This is a genomic window from Moraxella canis (genome assembly GCF_034424565.1).
GTDB lineage: Bacteria > Pseudomonadota > Gammaproteobacteria > Pseudomonadales > Moraxellaceae > Moraxella > Moraxella canis.
The window spans coordinates 2,104,707-2,122,781 of the sequence record NZ_CP139961.1 but is presented as its reverse complement, the minus strand read 5'-3'; the positions used below and the strand labels follow the sequence as shown (position 1 = coordinate 2,122,781).

At 44.3% G+C, this 18,075-nt stretch carries 19 protein-coding genes, 1 other RNA gene and 1 pseudogene; 10 read left to right on the top strand and 11 right to left on the bottom strand.

The annotated features are described in order from the left end of the window. Positions 1 to 160: 160 nt before the first annotated feature. Both U0021_RS09615 and ybeY read left to right on the top strand, forming a co-directional pair. A complete protein-coding gene (locus tag U0021_RS09615; protein WP_114799981.1) occupies positions 161 to 1,234 on the top strand; it encodes a PhoH family protein in 1,074 nt (357 codons plus the stop codon). Then, entirely contained in the window at positions 1,224 to 1,766 is a 543-nt protein-coding gene (ybeY, locus tag U0021_RS09610; RefSeq protein WP_114799917.1) for an rRNA maturation RNase YbeY, read from the top strand. Before U0021_RS09615 ends, ybeY begins: the two co-directional genes overlap by 11 nt. 88 nt (positions 1,767 to 1,854) lie before the next feature. Here ybeY and ffs read toward each other — a convergent pair. The 6 genes from ffs to U0021_RS09580 all read right to left on the bottom strand — a co-directional run bounded on the left by ffs (position 1,855) and on the right by U0021_RS09580 (position 6,302). Continuing rightward, positions 1,855 to 1,951: signal recognition particle sRNA small type (ffs, locus tag U0021_RS09605), an RNA gene on the bottom strand. A gap of 66 nt (positions 1,952 to 2,017) precedes the next feature. Then, positions 2,018 to 2,515, bottom strand: coding sequence for a phosphohistidine phosphatase SixA (gene sixA / locus U0021_RS09600; RefSeq protein ID WP_114799916.1), 498 nt, complete (start codon positions 2,513 to 2,515; stop codon positions 2,018 to 2,020). A 32-nt stretch (positions 2,516 to 2,547) separates the two neighbouring features. Continuing rightward, positions 2,548 to 3,876, bottom strand: a complete 1,329-nt coding sequence (locus tag U0021_RS09595; RefSeq protein ID WP_114799915.1) for an NAD(P)H-dependent glycerol-3-phosphate dehydrogenase — start codon at positions 3,874 to 3,876, stop codon at positions 2,548 to 2,550. A 38-nt stretch (positions 3,877 to 3,914) separates the two neighbouring features. Then, positions 3,915 to 4,490: a nitroreductase family protein gene (locus U0021_RS09590; RefSeq protein WP_114799914.1), complete on the bottom strand. Its 576-nt coding sequence runs from the start codon at positions 4,488 to 4,490 to the stop codon at positions 3,915 to 3,917. Between the two features lie 41 nt (positions 4,491 to 4,531). Further along, positions 4,532 to 5,632 carry a cell division protein ZapE gene (gene zapE, locus U0021_RS09585; protein WP_114799913.1) on the bottom strand — a complete coding sequence of 367 codons (1,101 nt, stop codon included), beginning with the start codon at positions 5,630 to 5,632 and terminating at the stop codon, positions 4,532 to 4,534. A 25-nt stretch (positions 5,633 to 5,657) separates the two neighbouring features. After that, on the bottom strand, positions 5,658 to 6,302 hold the full coding sequence (locus U0021_RS09580; protein WP_114799912.1) for an alpha/beta hydrolase: 645 nt from the start codon (positions 6,300 to 6,302) through the stop codon (positions 5,658 to 5,660). 178 nt (positions 6,303 to 6,480) lie between these two features. Between U0021_RS09580 and U0021_RS09575 the strand changes: the two genes are divergently transcribed. Beyond that, positions 6,481 to 6,834 (top strand): hypothetical protein, encoded by a 354-nt coding sequence (locus tag U0021_RS09575; RefSeq protein WP_114799911.1) that lies wholly within the window; start codon positions 6,481 to 6,483, stop codon positions 6,832 to 6,834. A gap of 78 nt (positions 6,835 to 6,912) precedes the next feature. On the opposite strand, the gene U0021_RS09570 is transcribed toward U0021_RS09575, so the two are convergent. Together U0021_RS09570 and U0021_RS09565 are read right to left on the bottom strand one after the other, a co-directional pair. Next, complete coding sequence (locus U0021_RS09570; protein ID WP_114799910.1) at positions 6,913 to 7,185, bottom strand: hypothetical protein; 273 nt, start codon at positions 7,183 to 7,185, stop codon at positions 6,913 to 6,915. Beyond that, positions 7,175 to 7,393, bottom strand: coding sequence for a hypothetical protein (locus tag U0021_RS09565; protein WP_114799909.1), 219 nt, complete (start codon positions 7,391 to 7,393; stop codon positions 7,175 to 7,177). Before U0021_RS09565 ends, U0021_RS09570 begins: the two co-directional genes overlap by 11 nt. A 109-nt stretch (positions 7,394 to 7,502) precedes the next feature. On the opposite strand from U0021_RS09565, the pseudogene U0021_RS09560 reads away from it, so the two are divergent. Continuing rightward, positions 7,503 to 8,035: pseudogene (locus tag U0021_RS09560) on the top strand (IS1595 family transposase). 199 nt (positions 8,036 to 8,234) lie between these two features. On the opposite strand, the gene ndk reads toward U0021_RS09560, so the two are convergent. Continuing rightward, positions 8,235 to 8,666 carry a nucleoside-diphosphate kinase gene (gene ndk / locus U0021_RS09555; RefSeq protein ID WP_003658352.1) on the bottom strand — a complete coding sequence of 144 codons (432 nt, stop codon included), beginning with the start codon at positions 8,664 to 8,666 and terminating at the stop codon, positions 8,235 to 8,237. A 246-nt stretch (positions 8,667 to 8,912) separates the two neighbouring features. Between ndk and ychF the strand changes: the two genes are divergently transcribed. The 6 genes from ychF (at position 8,913) to U0021_RS09525 (ending at position 16,098) form a co-directional block, all read left to right on the top strand. Further along, complete coding sequence (gene ychF / locus U0021_RS09550) at positions 8,913 to 10,004, top strand: redox-regulated ATPase YchF (RefSeq protein WP_114800053.1); 1,092 nt, start codon at positions 8,913 to 8,915, stop codon at positions 10,002 to 10,004. 185 nt (positions 10,005 to 10,189) lie between these two features. Further along, positions 10,190 to 10,681: a hypothetical protein gene (locus U0021_RS09545; RefSeq protein WP_078256194.1), complete on the top strand. Its 492-nt coding sequence runs from the start codon at positions 10,190 to 10,192 to the stop codon at positions 10,679 to 10,681. Between the two features lie 206 nt (positions 10,682 to 10,887). Then, positions 10,888 to 11,604: a TetR family transcriptional regulator gene (locus U0021_RS09540; protein ID WP_114800052.1), complete on the top strand. Its 717-nt coding sequence runs from the start codon at positions 10,888 to 10,890 to the stop codon at positions 11,602 to 11,604. A 246-nt stretch (positions 11,605 to 11,850) separates the two neighbouring features. Then, the gene (locus U0021_RS09535) at positions 11,851 to 12,705 is read left to right on the top strand and encodes an exodeoxyribonuclease III (RefSeq protein ID WP_114800062.1); all 855 of its coding nucleotides are present in this window, start codon (positions 11,851 to 11,853) and stop codon (positions 12,703 to 12,705) included. Positions 12,706 to 12,978: 273 nt separating this feature from the next. Next, positions 12,979 to 14,733, top strand: a complete 1,755-nt coding sequence (locus U0021_RS09530; protein WP_114800051.1) for an L-lactate permease — start codon at positions 12,979 to 12,981, stop codon at positions 14,731 to 14,733. 156 nt (positions 14,734 to 14,889) lie between these two features. Further along, positions 14,890 to 16,098 (top strand): alpha-hydroxy acid oxidase, encoded by a 1,209-nt coding sequence (locus U0021_RS09525; protein WP_049235901.1) that lies wholly within the window; start codon positions 14,890 to 14,892, stop codon positions 16,096 to 16,098. 208 nt (positions 16,099 to 16,306) lie between these two features. Here the strand turns inward: U0021_RS09525 and U0021_RS09520 are convergent, their stop codons facing one another. Both U0021_RS09520 and kdsB read right to left on the bottom strand, forming a co-directional pair. Next, the gene (locus tag U0021_RS09520) at positions 16,307 to 17,299 is read right to left on the bottom strand and encodes a DNA polymerase III subunit delta' (protein ID WP_114800050.1); all 993 of its coding nucleotides are present in this window, start codon (positions 17,297 to 17,299) and stop codon (positions 16,307 to 16,309) included. Positions 17,300 to 17,313: 14 nt separating this feature from the next. Next, entirely contained in the window at positions 17,314 to 18,075 is a 762-nt protein-coding gene (kdsB, locus tag U0021_RS09515) for a 3-deoxy-manno-octulosonate cytidylyltransferase (protein WP_114800049.1), read from the bottom strand.

Here is an 18,075-nt window from a genome sequence, read left to right as displayed (position 1 = left end):
AAAGACGATAGGTAAAATCTGCCCAAAAGATTGAATTTATCGTTTATGACCCCAATGTAGAAATTGTTCATTTCGATAACATGGCGCTTGGTTGATGATTCATCCCATCATGATCTGTCACCGTCAGCCAAGTCATTTGCCGCAACAAAAGGAATACTCTTTGAGCATCACTCGCACCATTCAAACCAATTTAAACACGCATGAATTACGCACCTTGCTTGGCGAATATAACAAGCACATCAAATACATCCAAGACCGACTTGAAGTCCAAATCGCTCAGCGACAAGATAAGTTTATTGTCACAGGCGAGCTTACTCCTGTTGAGCGCACCGAAATCATCATAGATAAATTGGCAGAGCTTGCCGGAGAACAAAATGACATCACCGGAGAAGAGCTTCATTTGATTGTTCAATCCAGCTTATCGCGTGATAGTGATCATGATGAAACTTCAGGCAAGAAAAATGGCAGCAACTCAAAAGACAAAAGCTATGCCGATATCTCTTTGCGCACACGCAAAGGCAAGATCACACCAAGAGGCTACAATCAGCAAGAGTACGTCAAAAAAATCTTAGTTTCGGATGTGTCTTTTGGCGTTGGTCCAGCGGGTACGGGTAAGACTTATCTAGCGGTAGCCTGTGCAGTCGATATGCTTGAGCGCGGAGAGATCGAACGGATTTTATTGGTTAGACCAGCGGTTGAGGCGGGTGAGAAATTGGGATTTTTGCCGGGTGACTTGACTCAAAAAATTGACCCTTATCTGCGCCCTTTATATGATGCACTGTATGAAATGCTAGGCTTTGAAAAAGTTGGCAAATTACTTGAGCGCCAAGTCATTGAAGTTGCGCCGCTTGCTTATATGCGCGGACGGACGCTGAATAATTCATTTGTGATCCTTGATGAAGCGCAGAACACCACCCCAGAGCAGATGAAAATGTTCTTGACGCGTTTGGGTTTTGGTTCTCGAGCGGTAATTACAGGCGATATGACACAAGTTGATTTACCCCGCGGTCACAAATCTGGCTTGGCTCAAGCCTTGCAAATTTTATCCAAGATTGATGAGATTCACATTACTCGCTTTGATAGTAAAGATGTGGTGCGTCATCATTTGGTTCAAAAAATCGTTCAAGCTTATGATCAATTTGACGAAGAACAAGAGATAGCAGCTGCCGAAAGAAAAGCGGCGCGTATCGCTGAAAAGCTTGCCGCCAAAGCAGGTGATATTGATGCCAAATGAGATTGATTTGGGATTTTCCGATGAGTTGGAGCCCGCTGTTCGATCGGTATATTCAAGTCAAGATTGGACAGCGGTCTTGGACACAGCATTATCGGTCATGACCCAAAAGCTTCATCAAGGCACCCAATTCCCCTACTTTCCCGATGTGCAGATGATCTGGAATAAGCCCAAATCATTAAGCCTGTACATCGTTGATACCGCTGAGGGTCAAGCTTTAAATCTTGAAGCACGCGACAAGGATTATGCCACCAATGTGCTGTCATATCCAAGCGCCCTGCCATCAGAGATTTTAAACATGATGGAAGTGATTGAGCTTGGAGAATTGGTGCTGTGCCACCAAGTCATTGAGGATGAAGCACGCACACAAGGCAAAACGTTAAAAGCGCATCTGACCCATTTGATCATCCATGGCGTACTCCACTTATTGGGCTTTGATCATGAGATCAGTGATGCTGATGCTGATGAGATGGAAGGCTTTGAGATCCAAATCCTAGAAAAGCTTGGAATACAAAACCCCTATCTTGAACCCTGACTAAGTATTTGCTTTACTAAAAAAGTCTCGCTGAATGTGGCGAGGCTTTGTCTTTATTGGTCTTACCAATTAATAAGCAAAAAAATGACTTCATCAGCACATCTCCGGCACACTGTGTATCTACTACCGTTGCTACCTTCCGGTCCTGGCGGGGTTCATAGTACATAGTTGCGAAGCTACCGATGAAGCCAAGTCAGTATTATAATTAATCTCTTGCTAATTTGCAAGTAAAATTTGATCATTTACAACGGCTATTGGGGCTGATCAGGAATAAATGTATCTTGGATCGTTGCCAAGCCTTGAGCCAAAACTGACATCTGCAAAACCCGCGCTTCTGCTAACTCAAATGACGCAGGACTTAAATTCTCAAGCTTAGCAACGATAGATGCGACAATCGGCATATGGCAAACCACCGCAACACATTTACCCGTCAAGTCTTCGCCTAACTTGGTGCGCACTGCATACTCAAGATCATCGATGGCAATCACAGGATCATCGTCAGGCGTAATGCTGCTTAAGCTAAGAAAGCTTGGATTTTGACCTAAGGCAAGCGCCTGTGATAATAAAATCTTGGCAGTCTGATCGGCACGATTGTAGGGACTGGCGATGATAAGATCAAGCTGATAATGCTCGGTAAGATACTCAGCTGTCTGCTGTGCTTGCAGACGCCCAAATTCGGTGAGATCACGCCCTGCATCATCTTCACAATATGGCGCAGCTTTTCCATGTCGTACAAAAATAACTTTCATAATTTATCCTTGATACAGTTAATGCCCAAAGTCTAAGGCGTATGACTGGTTTCAACTTCATCTTTAGGGCTGGCATCGGCACTGCTCTTGAGCACTTCGCTAAACTCATGGCTCAGGCGTACATTGCTTTCATCATGCGGCAAAACAAATTCCACATCACTTCTAAAACCTGTCTCCATCAAATTGAGTGCCACACCAAGCGCAGATTTATCCTCATATAATACGGCGTGTAGAGCATGAGTGATGGGCATATAAATACCCAGCTCTTTGGCGCGAGAATGCACCTGAAGAATGGTATTGACGCCTTCGGCAGTCTGACCCAGTTTTTTGATGGCATGATCGAGACTGACACCCTGACCAAGCATATAACCAATGCGATAGTTTCGGCTGAGCACCGAGCTACACGTGGCATATAAATCCCCCACGCCAGACAGCCCTAAAAACGTTAAAGGGTCGGCGCCAACCGCCACACCAAAGCGGCTCATCTCTGCCAGAGCACGAGTGAGTAGCATGGCTTTGGTATTCTCACCCACATCATACGCTGCCGCCATACCCATAGCAATGGCATAGATGTTTTTTAGCGCCCCGCCGAGCTCCACTCCCTTAATATCATTGCTGGCAAAAACACGAAAAAACGCGCTATGTAAAGCAGTTTGAACTGCTTTTCTAAGTGGTTCTGACTCTGAGGCGATGACTGTCGCGGTGGGCATATTATCCATAATTTCTACCGCTAAGTTTGGTCCGCTCATGACGCCAAAATTCACCTCAGGCAATACCTCTTGGATGATATCACTCATCATCGCAAACGTCTCTTTTTCCATGCCTTTGGTCAATGAAACTACCGCTTGGTGCGTTATAAATGGCTTAATATTGGTCAGCATCTCGCGAAACGCTGAACTGGGCACAGCAACGAAAATCACATCCACGCCTGCCACTGCTGATTGAAGATCATGGCTGAATTTCAAACGCTCATCAAGCTTATGATTTGGCAGGTATTTTTTATTGATTCGAGTTTTATGCAATGACTTTACGGTGCGCTTATCTCGTACCCACAATGTGGCATCGCAACCATTTTTAGCTGCCAAATTTGCCATGGCAGTCCCAAAACTGCCACCGCCCAAAAAGGCAAAGCTCATCTGATTAATATCCGACACTGCCTGCTCTGCCGCTTGCATCGATTCAGCAAGCTGAGCGGATTTTTTCTTTTTTAGACCGGCAAGCTCAGCTATGCTTGAAATCAAAGGTTTGTTCGGCAAGCCTGATTCTTTGATAGCGCTGACCGCATCATCAATACCAGTGCTGGCAGCATCGACAATTTTTTGTACTTTTTGGTTTTTGACATTCGGTTTGCGCAGCTTCATACGGCATGCATCCTTTAAATATTAATAAAAACAATCGGTTACTGACGATATTCTACATAGTCAGACAAATCCACAGTCTCACGATCTGGCATCTGAACGCTGCTTGAACCAGTATAAAGCAAGCCACAAATGGTATTTTCTTTTGTAATACCAAAATGAGCTTTAACTTCAGGGGTGTTACACAAAGGACCTGTGCGCCAGACACTTCGATAACCCAAAGACTCAAGCGTGAGTAGCATATTTTGGGCAGCCGCCCCTGCGCTCAGCAACTGCTCAAATGGTGGCACTTTTTCGTGATACTGATATTGCGTTGCAATAACAATGATCATGGGCGCTCTGAGTGGCATATTCAGTGTTTTTTTGATGGCAACTTCATCCAAAACCTCACCGCGTGATGCTGCTTCATGCTCCGCTGCTGATAGCAGTACTTGACCAAATTCGGTCAGCGCCTCACCTGTCAATACCCAAAAACGCCATGGCTTAAGCTGCTTATGATCTGGCGCCACCATCGCCGCGCCTAATACCGCTTGTAGTTCAGCCTCATTTGGCATGGGCAAGGATAAGTTGCCGATGCTACGGCGCTGGTGAATGATAGTCAAAATCTCATTTGTCATTATTTTATCCTTAATTTTTATTAAAAATCAATATCGCCCTATTAATCCAAGCGATGCTCTTCTGCCAAGTATTCTTCTGACTGCATCTCCAATAAGCGTGAACGCGTCCGCTCAATTTCAAACGCCAATTTCTCGCCCTGATAAAGCTCCAAAATAGACTGCTCAGCTCGTATCAAGAGTTTTACCCTGCGATCATAAAATTCATCCACCAAATAAATAAAGCGGCGCGTCGGATCCATGAGAGTATCGTTCAGGGCAGGCACATTATCCACCATGACGGTATCAAAATCATTGGCAATCTCAATAAAATCCGCTGCCGAACGCGGCTGCATACACAGCGCTCGAAAGTCAGCCAGCAGCACCGTTTCTGTACGCTTAATAATATCAATATTACGACCGCCAATCTCAATGGGTGATGTGCTGATGGTCTGACCCCCTGCCAAAGTATCAAATCGCTCCGACAGCCAATCTTTTGTGTCATCAGTCAAAGGTGAGCTGTAAAGCTTAGCTTGCTTTAAAAGTCTTAGGCGATAATCAATGCCAGCATCAATATTCATGACGGTTGTATGTTTTTCAACTTGAGCGATGGCAGGTAAGAATCTATCACGATGAATGCCGTTTTTGTATAGTCCTGATGGCTCAATGTTAGAAGTCGCCACCAATGTAATACCGCGATCAAACAACATGCTAAATAAATCGCCCAAAATCATCGCATCTGAGACATTTGAGACAAAAAATTCATCAAAGCAAATAACTACAGCTTCTTGATGAATGATATCGGCAACTTTTTGCAAGGGGTCGGATTGACCTTGGAGCGCCACCAATTCACGCTGAACACGCTGCATAAAGTGGTGAAAATGCATTCGCATCTTACGCTTTATCGGCAGACTTTCATAAAACATATCCATCATCCAAGTCTTACCGCGTCCCACGCCGCCCCACATATATAGCCCTTTCGGCGTTGCTGGCTTAGATTTAAATAGGCTTGAAAACCATCCGCCGCCTGCATTATCTTCTGCTTTGATAATTTCGTGATACAAATTATCCATATAAGTCACTGCCGCCAACTGAACGGCATCTTCACTAAAATCGCCAGTAGCCAAAGCAGCCTGATAGCGCTCTAACGGAGTTTGATTTGACATGATGAATCCTTGTTATATTTTTAATTTAAATTTGGGTTTGTTCTTGTAAAATCTGCCCAAGCTCAACCAGTTTACCATGAAAAAAATGACCTGTTGAAAGCACGGTAGTGGGAATATCCCTTTCTTCGGCAAACTGCGCCAAATGCTCAGGACTGACCAGTTCATCTTGATCGCCATAAATCATAAATGTATGATCAGCCTGCCAACGCAAAGACGCCATGCCAACACGCATTACTGAAGGTGCGATGAGCGCTAAATTATGCAAATTCACGTCGGCAAATTCTTCATTATCCGTCATCAGACTTGCCAAGCGTGCGGCAGTATATCCACCAAAACTAAAGCCCCCTAGCCAAAGCTTACGGGCTTTGGTTTTATCCAAAGCATATCGCAGTACCGTCAGCGCATCTTCAAGCTCGCCATCGCCGGTACCCGTGACTCCAGTTGACTGACCCACACCACGAAAGTTAAACCGCAGCACATCCATGCCGGCATCACGACAAAATCGGTACATGGTGCTAACCACTTTATTATTCATCGTGCCGCCTTGGGCAGGATTGGGATGACAAAGAATCGCCAAGCCATCTTCAGCCGCTCGCTCGCCTGACTGCCAAATGGCATCAACTTCTAACACACCTGCAGGCGCATCGATCAGTAATATCTGTTGTTTCATAATTAAAATCAGCTTGGTAAATGAATCGCATTATATCATAATTTAGCGCTGTGCAAAACTTAGCATGGTATGCAGCATGATCTACAAAAAGCCCACAGTTGCGCAAAATACCTTACTTGAAATGCCGTGATTTCTTGTTATACTGACTAAATCAATGGTCTATCATTAGGAAGTTATGATGAAAAAAATACTAGCGATCGCTACTGTTGCTACCTTACTATCAGCCTGTGCCAGCACAACTACCACTGCACCTGTCATCACACGCGCTGACGGCGTTCACGAAACCACAGGCTTGGGTGCAACCAAAACCAAAGCCCAAGAGTCCGCCTTGACAGCCGCCAAAAAGCAATGTGGTATGCGCACGCCTGTAGTTGTGTCTGATAAGCTGACTTATAATGGTATTCTTGATGAGCGTACAGGTCGTATGATTGAGCAAGGAGTGAGTGTTGCAGGCGCTGTTCTTGGTCAATCCGCACCTAAGCTTAGCCGTGATGATGATTTTGAATATACCGTCAAATTTCGTTGCCAATAACCGGTTAATTCAATCTACAAAAATAAAAACAAGCGATAGATTTATCGCTTGTTTTTATTTGATTAAGACTTCTTTGAGTTATTCGCCAAATGGGTTTGGTAGTGGCGTCGAAGCATTTGAAGGTGGTAGCATTGGAAGCTTAATGTTCGGCTGATCACCTGTCAATGTTCTTAAAAATGCGACAATATCAGCCGTTTCTTCATTGGTGAATTGTTTATTTAGCTGAATTTTACCCATGATTTGTACAGCTTCTTCAAGAGAATTGACTTGACCGTCATGGAAATGAAGTCGGCATATTATCCGTTTACCCGTGCTACCCATGGCAAGGTTATGACACGGATTACAAGACAAACTGCCTGATTCTGATAAGTGTGGGTCGAACCAAAGCCCCCCCTAAATCAACTGCAGAAATATTTTCGACCACAGCAGGCTGAATGGGTTTGATTGGTTCATTTGGACGCACGCTGACCAAGGGTTTGGTCGGCTGATCTGCTGGCGTGATGACCGCTGCATCACTGATCCGCCGGTCAGGTTTGGCAAATTGTGTCAATGCCGGCATACTCAAGAATACCACTGCCAAAACAGTAATGATAACAGGAAGAAATTAAGCAATTAATAAAAAAGACTCCAATCTAGCAACCTAACCCAACCTAGGCTAGGCTAGCAATATGAAGTATAACAGTAAGTTGAGTGTCTATAAACTCAAGAAAATCATAACATGCTTTTGTATTGACATAGATGCAACAAGAACAGCACTTTTGCTTGGAGTTAAATCGCACTACAATTCATCATTGGTTTGGTATTTTTAGACAAGAAATCTATGAGTATCAAACCAACCAAAAACGCTTATTATACGGTGCAATTGAACTGGATGAAAGCTATTTGGGGCAAAGCGACAAAGGGGCTTTCATAGCAAGTTAAAGCCAGGTTGTGGTACATTAAAGCAACCTTACAAGCTGTGATACTTGGTAAAGATGTAGGTTATGACAAACAGTTTAGAGTAAATCATGGCAACAATGAATTTGCTTACGGTAGATGTCATATGAATGGCATTGAGAGCTTTTGAAATTTTAGCAAAAGACGGCTTGCTAAATTTAACGGTGTTACTGCCAACTTTGAACAACACTTAAAAGAATGTAAATGGCGTTGGAACAAAGATGTTAATGAGTTACAACGCCATTTATGGAGTTTGATTAAGTGAGATTTTTAACTTTGATAGTTTGGAGTCTAAGAAATTAATAAAAAGCTTGTCTAGCACATTATATTGAGTAGATAATGATCATGAATTAAAGATACGATGACACGTTATTTAACTATTTATATATAGACAAAATTTTTACAGAAACAAAAAACAGCCATCATATGACGGCTGTTTCTTGGGCGCTTAGACGCCTGAGCGATTAACGAGTACGTGGATAAACTTCGTCATCACCAAAGAAGTAGGCGATTTCGCGCTCAGCAGATGCCACAGAGTCAGAACCGTGTGCTGCATTTTCATCGATGCTGACAGCAAAATCTGCACGGATGGTGCCTTGAGCAGCTTCTTGTGGGTTGGTTGCGCCCAAGATCTCACGATGAGCCAAAACCGCATTTTCACCTTCAAGCACAGAGACAACCACAGGACCTGAAGTCATGAAAGACACCAAATCACCAAAGAAGCCACGCTCTTTATGCTCAGCATAAAAGCCTTCAGCATCAGCTTGAGACAGATGCTTATATTTCATTGCAACTGGCTTAAGGCCTGCTTTTTCAAAACGAGCGATGATATCGCCGATGTGGTTTTTGCCAACTGCGTCTGGCTTGATGATAGATAAAGTACGTTCGATAGCCATGGGTAAATCCTTATGCTAATTAAGTTTAAGGTAAATTCGCCATTGATTATAACAATTTTTTTGACACTTTTCATCTTTTTAACCCAGTTTATGGTGAAATTTTTTGCAACGAGTCGAAAATTCATCAAATCAACCCAAACAGGTTTTGGGTGGTGTTTTAGGCTTCGGAATTTGTCTTTTTTGATACCTTAATTTGATAAATTTTGGTATAATGACAAAATTTCACACAACATACGAGAATTTATTATGGGCTTTAATTGTGGTATTGTAGGCTTGCCAAATGTCGGTAAATCCACCCTATTTAATGCATTGACCAAAGCAGGCATTGCTGCAGAAAATTTTCCATTTTGTACCAAAGACCCAAATACAGGCATCGTCCCTGTGCCTGACCCACGCCTAAAAGCACTGGCAGGCATTGTTAATCCTGAGCGCACCATCCCAACGAGCATGGAGTTTGTGGATATTGCAGGTCTGGTGGCAGGCGCTTCTAAAGGCGAAGGCATGGGCAACCAATTTTTGGCAAATATCCGCGAAACCGACGCCATCGCCCATGTGGTGCGCTGCTTTGATGATGATAATGTCATCCATGTTGATGGGCGTGTTAATCCTTTGTCTGATATCGACACCATCAATACTGAGCTTGCTTTGGCGGATTTGGATGCCGTTACTCGCGCCATCACAAATCTCAACAAAAAAGCCAAAGGCGGCGATAAAGATGCTCAAGCTGCCCTTGCAGTCTTTCAAAAAATTGAACCTTTACTTGCTGATGGCAAGCCTGCACGCTTGGCAGGCTTAGATGACGACGAAAAAAAGCTGATTAAAAGCTATGGCTTGATCACACTTAAGCCTGTCATGTACATCGCCAATGTGTCTGAAGATGGATTTGAAAACAACCCACATTTGGACGCGGTACGCGAATTTGCTGCCAATGAAGATGCCATCGTCGTCGCGCTTTGTAATCAAATCGAAGCCGAGATAGCGCAGCTTGATGAAGAAGAAAAAGCAGAGTTTTTAGAAGGCATGGGCATGAGCGAAGCAGGACTTGACCGTGTGATTCGCGCAGGCTACGAGCTACTTAACCTTCAAACTTATTTTACTGCTGGCGTCAAGGAAGTGCGTGCTTGGACTGTCAAAGTCGGTGCTACCGCGCCTGAAGCTGCTGGCGTGATTCATACTGATTTTGAGCGTGGCTTTATTCGTGCTGAAGTCATCAGCTATGACGATTTCATCGAATACGGCGGCGAAAAAGGTGCTGCCGCTGCTGGTAAGTCTCGCTTAGAGGGCAAGACCTATATCGTTCAAGATGGCGATGTCATGCATTTTAGATTCAATGTCTAAATAAATCATTTAGATTAATTTCTTTATCAGCCAGGTTATACTTGGCTGATTTTATTTGTAGATGATAATAAATCCGTTCATGATTTCACAAAATATCTGAGCGTGATTTGAAATTGTTGGTTGGTTTTGTTATATTATCACGGTCACTATTTTTAATGATGTTAATGTTATCTCAAAGGATGATTATGAACCAAAAATTACTTTTAGCTTCTGTCGTGGCTGCGCTGACTTTGACCGCATGTAGCAAACCTGCCGAAGAAGCATCTCAAGCTGATACTCCAGCCACTGAACAAGTACAAACCACGGACGCCGCTCCAGCAGATACCCAACAATCACCTGAAACGGCTCAGATGACTGAAGATGCGCATGATCATGATGACCATGATGATCACAGTCATGCCGGTCATGATCACAGCCATGCTGATGGCGATGCCTATCAGTGCGGCAATCACACTGTTCATATCGCCGTCCATAATCATGATGGTGAAATGGAAGCTTATCTAAATCACGATGGCATCGAATACGACTTTGATCAAAATCCTGCTAATAACAATGAGTATACCAGCGATAATGGATTTGGTGACAATCAAAACACCACCCTGACCATCGATGGTAACAAAGCTGTCGTGACTGGCGATAATAATCAAGTATTACTTGACTGCGTCAAAGCAAGCTGATTGATATCTTAATACTGATTTTAAATCACTCATTTTAGCGATGAGTGATTTTTATTTGTCTGTTAAAGTCATCGCCGTCATGCACCTAAGAGCATTGATGCTATTAAATTTTGGCAAGCCCTCTTGAATGACTTGCAACTGGCTAAGTTTTTATCCATAATATACAGTCATTCACTCAAACTTTTAAGTTTATCACTGGACAGACTATGAGTATCGAAAAAGCAACCAACCGTGAGCAAAAAAAGCGTCAAACTCGCCAAGCGTTCTTTAATGCCGTGCTTGATCTGTGTATGAGTGGTCAAGGCTATAGCTCTATCAGCTTGCGTCAAGTGACGCGTGAGGTTGGTGTAGTGCCGACAGCTTTTTATCGCCATTTTGATGACATGGAGAGCCTTGGTAAAGCCTTGGTTGAAGATGAGCTTGGAAGTGCGCTTGCCTTACTTCGTGAGCATATGCAGCTTGGACGCAAGCGAAGCTTTGACCGTCAGATCGCCAAAAGTGTACAGCTATTTTTTAAAGCGGTTAATGCTCAGCCGCGTTATTGGCAATTCATCGCCAGTGAGCGCTTTGGTGGCTCTGAAGCGGTCAGACGCGCCATCAGCGAGCAGATCGATACTTTTGCTAAGATCATGACGACCGATTTGGGTTTACAGCCTGCGTTTGAGCATATTAACAGCTATGATCGTTATTTATTGGCAGAAACTGGCGTTAATTTATCTTTTTCTTGGATCATTGATTGGCTGGATTTGACTTATATGCCAGAGTTTTTGGATGAAGAAGATCGCCCTTCTCAAAATGAGTTAGACGCCAAAAAACAGCAGATGCTGCACCGCTGCACACGCCAAATGCAAATGGTGCTTTATGGCGCTTACAACTGGAAATCCAGCGAAGAAACCTTATTAGACGAACCTACCAATACCTAATCTGCCCTATCTGGGCGATCATCTCGCCCTTTTTTAATCCTAATATTAAGCACTACCATGACCCAAAATACTCTCAAGATGCCAAATAAACCAAAATCTATTCTTAATAAAAGCCTGACCAAGCCTCAAATCACACCAACTCAAACGACATCAATCACCCCTTTACCCAAGCAAGATACCACATCAGCCATCAAAAGTGCGCAAAAAACGCCCAATTCTAAAGCTTTAGCCGTCAAGCCAAATGACATTGTGCCATCCAAGTCCATCTATGATAATGCTGATCAAGTGCTGCGCGTGGTTTCTATCAATGTCAATGGCTTACGCGCAGCTCAAAAAAAGGGATTTTTTGAGTGGTTGGCTGTCAGTGATGCTGACGTAGTGTGCATCCAAGAATCACGCATCACTCACGAACAGTGGACGGATCAATTTCGCCCAGACGGCTGGCACACGCATCTATTTCCTGCCCAAAAAGCAGGCTATGCTGGCACAGCCATTTATAGCCGCCTCCCTTTTGTGTCGGTGGTGGATGGCTTAGGCTTTGATCTTGCCGACAGTCAAGGACGATTTATCAGCGCACAGTTTGATTTGTCCGCCCAAGGCATCGATCATCCAGTGCACATTGCCTCGTTGTACCTACCTTCTGGCTCATCAGGTGAAGATGCCCAAGCTAGAAAAGATCTTTTTTTGGAAAAATACCGCCACATCCTCAAACAATGGCGAGATGAGAATAAATCCGTCATCGTATGCGGTGATTATAATATCGTGCATAAGCGCATCGACATCAAAAACTGGTCAGGTAATCAAAAAGCGTCGGGCTGTCTGCCACATGAGCGGGCTTGGCTTGATCATATCTATGATGAACTTGGCTATGTGGATACATTCAGGGTGGTTCGACAAGATGCTGACATTTATTCTTGGTGGTCAAATCGTGGTCAAGCCCGTGCCAAAAATGTAGGATGGCGCATCGACTATCACGCCTGCTCGCCTGATTGGAAAGAGCGCACTTTGAATGCTTGGGTCTATAAAGATACTTGGTTTAGTGATCATGCACCTGTGATCATTGATTATCAATTATCATCACATGACGAAAACATAAAATAAATCATAGATTTATTTATAAATAATTCTTATTTTAATTTAAAATCTAGCTATTAGATAATTTTTTAGGTAAAATACCGCATTTTTATTTGTCTAGTAGATTTCATGAGTTTTTAACAGTGTCTCTTTAAGTGTTCGCCGCACAACTGCTATATCACTCACAGGTTTTGACACTTGTTAAAAAGCATCATCACGAATCTATCTTTCCAAAAGTCGCCTGAACATCTCTCGGCAGGCGACTTTTTTGGCTCAATTTTATGCAAACAAGGAGTGGGCATGCTTACTTTTTTGGCGATGTTGCCAATCATGATTGTTTTTTTGCTCTTGGTGGTGATGCGTCTGCCAGCCAAATATGCGATGAGCTTAGCTTATCTTGCGACAGCTGCTTTATCATATTTTGTTTGGCATACCAGCGGTCATCAAATCGCTGCAGCGACCATTCACGGTGTATTAACGGCGGTGAATGTCTTGTTCATCGTTTTTTCTGCCATTTTGATTTTAAACACCTTAAAACACAGCGGCGCAATTAACGCCATCCGCCAAGGCTTTATGGACATTTCACCAGATCGCCGTGTGCAAATGATCATTGTTGCTTGGCTATTTGGCTGTCTGATCGAAGGCTCAACAGGTTGGGGTACGCCGTCGGCAGTGGCAGCGCCTTTATTATTGGCATTAGGCTTTCCTGCGATGGCGTGTGTGATGGCAGTATTAATCATTCAGTCCACACCTGTGTCTTATGGTGCGGTAGGCACTCCGCTACTGATTGGCGTCAATTCAGGCCTTGAAAATAAAGAAGATGTTGCCAACGCTTTGGCAAATGTCGGCATGGATTTACCGGCTTATATTTTTAATATCTCAGGCAATGTCGGCATGATTCATGGTGCCGTCGGCTTTTTGATTCCGCTGATATTATGCGGATTTTTGACATTATTTTTTGGTCAAAAACGCTCGTTTACCGAAGGTCTAAAAGCTGCGCCCTTTGCGATTTTTGCAGGCTTGGCATTCACCATTCCTTATGCCTTGACCGCTAAATTTATCGGTCCTGAACTGCCATCCATTGTGGGCGCCGTCGTTGGCTTGTCATTGGTCATTCCTGCTGCTAAGCGTGGTTTTTTGATTCCCAAAGAAACCTTTGATTTTGGTCCGCGTGACAGCTGGGAAAAAGAATGGGTCAGTGAATTTGCCATCACTGAGTCGGCCGGCACGACTGTCCCAAAATTTTCAGTCATGCGTGCCTTTTCACCGTATCTGCTGATCATTGCCATCTTAATCATCACGCGCACCGTCGCACCGCTCAAAGCATGGCTAACCAGTGATTCGGTTTCGATTATTTTTGCTAATATTCTAGGCACTAGCATTACCAATAAAACACAGCTACTATATTCCCCTGGCGGCGTGCTCTTACTGGTGTCAATTTTGTGTATTTTTATTTTTGGCATGACAGGCAATATGGTCAAAAAAAGCTGGTCAGAATCTGGTAAAACCATGCTTGCTGCTGCGCCTGCATTGCTATTTTCGGTGCCGATGGTTCAGGTATTTATCAATTCAGGCACTGCGCCAGACGCTGCGGTACAAATGATCGCCATGCCAAAAGTTTTGGCAGCGTCTGCTGCGCAAGCCTTTGAAGGGATGTGGCCACTTGTCTCGCCTTGGATTGGCGGCTTGGGCGCCTTTATTGCTGGCTCAAATACAGTATCAAATATGATGTTTTCACATTTCCAATGGGGCACTGCGACCCAAATTGGCTTAGGTGTCATGGATGCCGCTAAGGTCGTGTCCTTACAAGCGGTGGGCGGCGCAGCGGGCAATATGATCTCGGTGCATAATGTTGTTGCTGCGTGCGCGGTCGTGGGCTTGGTCAATCGCGAAGGCTATGTGATTCGCAAAACCTTAATCGCCATGACTTACTATGTGATCCAGGCTGGTCTTGTGGGCATGGCGATCATTTTTAATCCGCTATATTGGGTAGGTGCGATCATCTGGCCACTGGCGTTTTTATTCATCATGAGCAAGGTGGGCAACAAAGCATAAGTAGGATTAGCAAATGGCTCAATTGATTTGGGCTATTTGCAATAAATCATCGCTTGCTGATAGTTTTTACTTGCCGATTTGGGGTAAAAACAAGTAAAATAGCCTGCTAAATTTGAAAATAATTTTTAAAAACACTTGATTAAATGAGAAATTAGAATGGCTGATTTAAGCAAAATTACCGAAATTGAAGATCTGCGTCGTATCGCTGAGCGTAAAGTACCGCGCATGTTTTATGATTATGTAGATTCAGGCTCGTGGACACAGACCACTTATCGCAATAACGAAACGGACTTTGATCGCATCAAGCTGCGTCAGCGCGTCCTTGTCGATATGGATAACCGCTCGCTTGCCACACAAATGATCGGTCAAGATGTCACCATGCCTGTGGCGATTGCACCAACTGGATTTACTGGCATGATGTGGGCGGATGGCGAGATTCACGCGGCGCGCGCTGCCGAGAAATTTGGCATTCCGTTTTCGCTATCCACCATGTCGATTTGCTCAATCGAAGATGTCGCCGAAAATACTACCAAGCCATTTTGGTTTCAGCTGTATGTCATGCGCGATAAAGAATTTATGGAAAATTTAATCAAGCGTGCTAAAGCTGCCAATTGTTCGGCACTGATTTTGACGGCGGATTTGCAAGTCTTAGGTCAGCGCCATAAAGACATTAAAAATGGGCTATCAGCACCGCCAAAACCGACGCTAAAAAATATCTTAAACTTAATGACTAAGCCTGAGTGGTGCTATAATATGCTTGGTACCAAGCGCCATACTTTCAGAAATATCGCAGGTCACGCCAAAAATGTGTCCGATCTGTCTAGCTTGTCAGCTTGGACGGCGGAGCAGTTTGACCCAGGTCTAAGCTGGGATGATGTGGCGCGCATCAAAGATCTGTGGGGCGGTCCATTGATCCTAAAAGGCATCATGGAGCCTGAAGATGCCATTATGGCGGCTCGCTCGGGTGCTGATGCGATGGTGATCTCAAACCACGGCGGTCGTCAGCTTGATGGCGCGCCCAGCTCTATTGCTTCTTTGACTGAGTGTGTGCAGGCATCTCAAGCCGAAAATCCCAACTGCGAAGTTTGGCTAGACAGTGGGATTCGCTCAGGTCAAGATGTTCTAAAAGCCATTGCCTTGGGGGCAAAAGGTACGATGATTGGGCGTTCGTTTTTGTATGGCTTGGGTGCTTACGGTGAAGACGGTGTACGCCGTGCGCTAGAGATCATTTATAAAGAATGTGATGTGACGATGGCGTTTTGTGGTCATACCAACATCAATACGGTGAACTCTGATATTTTGGTCAAGGGCACTTATGAACACCTCAAAGCCAATCAGCCGCACATCACACCAATTCGTTGGTAACTCCCGATAAAGAGCAAGTTTCACCAAACCAATGAAACTTGCCAAAATATTATCAAAAAAGGTTTTGGCTTTTAAATTTTAAATAATTAATCAAAACCTTTTTATTCTCCTGCCGCTATGATCGAATTGTTAATCGGTCATCATCAAACGGTTTAAAATTTAATTACCAATCATCAGCCCACACTGCTTGTGTTGATGAATGAAGCCGTCATTTTGCCATCTCAATTAAAATACGGTCAAAGCCCAAAGCCTCTTGCACATTTTGGGCATGAGCTGTCTGCACATCATCGATACAGCTTAGCAGTGAGTTAAGTTTTGCAGCCTCAAGCTGAACCTGACCAACCAGCATCTGAGCATCTATATCCTGATGCAAGCTTGGCAATCCCAACAGTATGCGCCACAAATCCGTTAGCATGACTCTTGACAAAGTGATGAATTCATCCAAAGTCAAAGCTTTTTGCCAGTAGCTACTGGCGGCGCTGGCTGTACGCTTGGATAGTTGTAGCGCAGCGAAAGTTTTTAGCCAAAGTATGCGCTGATCAAACCAGTTGGCGTCAGCCAATGCTTTGGCTTGCAAGACCGCACCATCACTGATGTCCAGTAAAATCTGTGATAGCTCAGGTGACATAAAGTCACTTAAATAACCAATCGCCTCTACTTTGTCGATATAAGATAAAGGCATTGTCTGTACACGGCTTTTGATGGTAGGTAAAAGTCTAGACGGATGATCGGTAATGAGTATCAAAAACACGCCATCCCTAGGCTCCTCAAGTGTCTTTAAAAATGCGTTGGCGGCGCCTAACGTCAGCGTATCCGCTCCATCGAGCACAATGACCTTTACCCCATGCCCTTTGGTTTGGCTGTATTCTTGGAGCGCGCGGATATCATCAATCTTAATGCTCTCACCCTGTGAATCACCAGATTTGGCACCCTGTGGTAAGACCAACAAGTCAGGATGTGTCCCAGCACGCAGCCATTGACAGCTCTGGCAGTGACCACATGCGCCATGCTGGTCTCGATGCAGACACAGTAAATACGCCACAAATCGCCAAACAAACTCACGCTTACCGATGCCTTTTTGACCTGCGGCGAGTAAGCCATGCGGCAAATGCTGCTCAATGAACTGTCCTGTCAGCTGCTGCCAAGCCTGCCTCTGCCAAGGCAAAAGCGGCGCAAAATAAGCCTCATGAAGAGCATCCATCAAATTAGCACCAATCAATAAGCCAAAAATTCATCCAGCGGCATGGCATTTAGTCGCTCCAGATCCTGAGGCGTATCCACCCCTGCTGGCAGTGCGACTTTTGCAATATCAATGGCGATACGTTCACCATTTTCAAGCACTCTAAGCTGCTCTAGGCTTTCTAATTTTTCAAGCACTCCTTGAGTCCAGCTTGTAAATTGCTTGAGCATACGCACACGATAAGCATACAAGCCCAAATGGCGAAATGCGTTATTCGGCACATCTGATGAGCCGTCACGATCATGCGGAATGGGCGCACGGCTAAAATACAAGGCGCGTTTTGCCTGATCCATCACCACTTTGACCACTGAGGGGCGCAAAAACTCTTCTTGATCATAAATTGGCTCACATAAAGTCGCCATCGCGCAATCTGGATTGTCAATCAAAAGCTGCGCCACCTGCTCAAGCAGCACTGGCGGCACCAAAGGTTCATCGCCCTGCATATTCACAATAATATCATCATCGCCAAAGTCTAAGTCCGATGCCACTTGAGCCAATCTATCCGTTCCAGATGGATGAGCGCTGTCGGTCATCACCACAGGTATGCCTGCATCAGCGCAAGTTTGATAAATCCGCTTATCATCGGTAGCCACACAGATGGTATCTGCAAAGCTTGCTTTTAGGGCTTTTTTTGCTGTCCACAGAATCATCGGCTGATCATGCAATCGCAATAGAGGCTTACCTGGTAGGCGAGAAGATTGATAACGCGCTGGAATGATCAAATGAATTTTTTGCAT

What these genes read in the sequence shown, in the direction of transcription:
- ybeY (WP_114799917.1), top strand. Translation starts at nt 1,224, where the DNA reads ATGCCAAATGAGATTGATTTGGGATTTTCCGATGAGTTGGAGCCCGCT.
- sixA (WP_114799916.1), bottom strand. Translation starts at nt 2,515, where the DNA reads ATGAAAGTTATTTTTGTACGACATGGAAAAGCTGCGCCATATTGTGAA.
- U0021_RS09595 (WP_114799915.1), bottom strand. Translation starts at nt 3,876, where the DNA reads ATGAAGCTGCGCAAACCGAATGTCAAAAACCAAAAAGTACAAAAAATT.
- U0021_RS09590 (WP_114799914.1), bottom strand. Translation starts at nt 4,490, where the DNA reads ATGACAAATGAGATTTTGACTATCATTCACCAGCGCCGTAGCATCGGC.
- zapE (WP_114799913.1), bottom strand. Translation starts at nt 5,632, where the DNA reads ATGTCAAATCAAACTCCGTTAGAGCGCTATCAGGCTGCTTTGGCTACT.
- U0021_RS09580 (WP_114799912.1), bottom strand. Translation starts at nt 6,302, where the DNA reads ATGAAACAACAGATATTACTGATCGATGCGCCTGCAGGTGTGTTAGAA.
- U0021_RS09575 (WP_114799911.1), top strand. Translation starts at nt 6,481, where the DNA reads ATGAAAAAAATACTAGCGATCGCTACTGTTGCTACCTTACTATCAGCC.
- U0021_RS09565 (WP_114799909.1), bottom strand. Translation starts at nt 7,393, where the DNA reads ATGCCGGCATTGACACAATTTGCCAAACCTGACCGGCGGATCAGTGAT.
- ndk (WP_003658352.1), bottom strand. Translation starts at nt 8,666, where the DNA reads ATGGCTATCGAACGTACTTTATCTATCATCAAGCCAGACGCAGTTGGC.
- ychF (WP_114800053.1), top strand. Translation starts at nt 8,913, where the DNA reads ATGGGCTTTAATTGTGGTATTGTAGGCTTGCCAAATGTCGGTAAATCC.
- U0021_RS09545 (WP_078256194.1), top strand. Translation starts at nt 10,190, where the DNA reads ATGAACCAAAAATTACTTTTAGCTTCTGTCGTGGCTGCGCTGACTTTG.
- U0021_RS09540 (WP_114800052.1), top strand. Translation starts at nt 10,888, where the DNA reads ATGAGTATCGAAAAAGCAACCAACCGTGAGCAAAAAAAGCGTCAAACT.
- U0021_RS09530 (WP_114800051.1), top strand. Translation starts at nt 12,979, where the DNA reads ATGCTTACTTTTTTGGCGATGTTGCCAATCATGATTGTTTTTTTGCTC.
- U0021_RS09525 (WP_049235901.1), top strand. Translation starts at nt 14,890, where the DNA reads ATGGCTGATTTAAGCAAAATTACCGAAATTGAAGATCTGCGTCGTATC.
- U0021_RS09520 (WP_114800050.1), bottom strand. Translation starts at nt 17,299, where the DNA reads ATGGATGCTCTTCATGAGGCTTATTTTGCGCCGCTTTTGCCTTGGCAG.
- kdsB (WP_114800049.1), bottom strand. Translation starts at nt 18,075, where the DNA reads ATGCAAAAAATTCATTTGATCATTCCAGCGCGTTATCAATCTTCTCGC.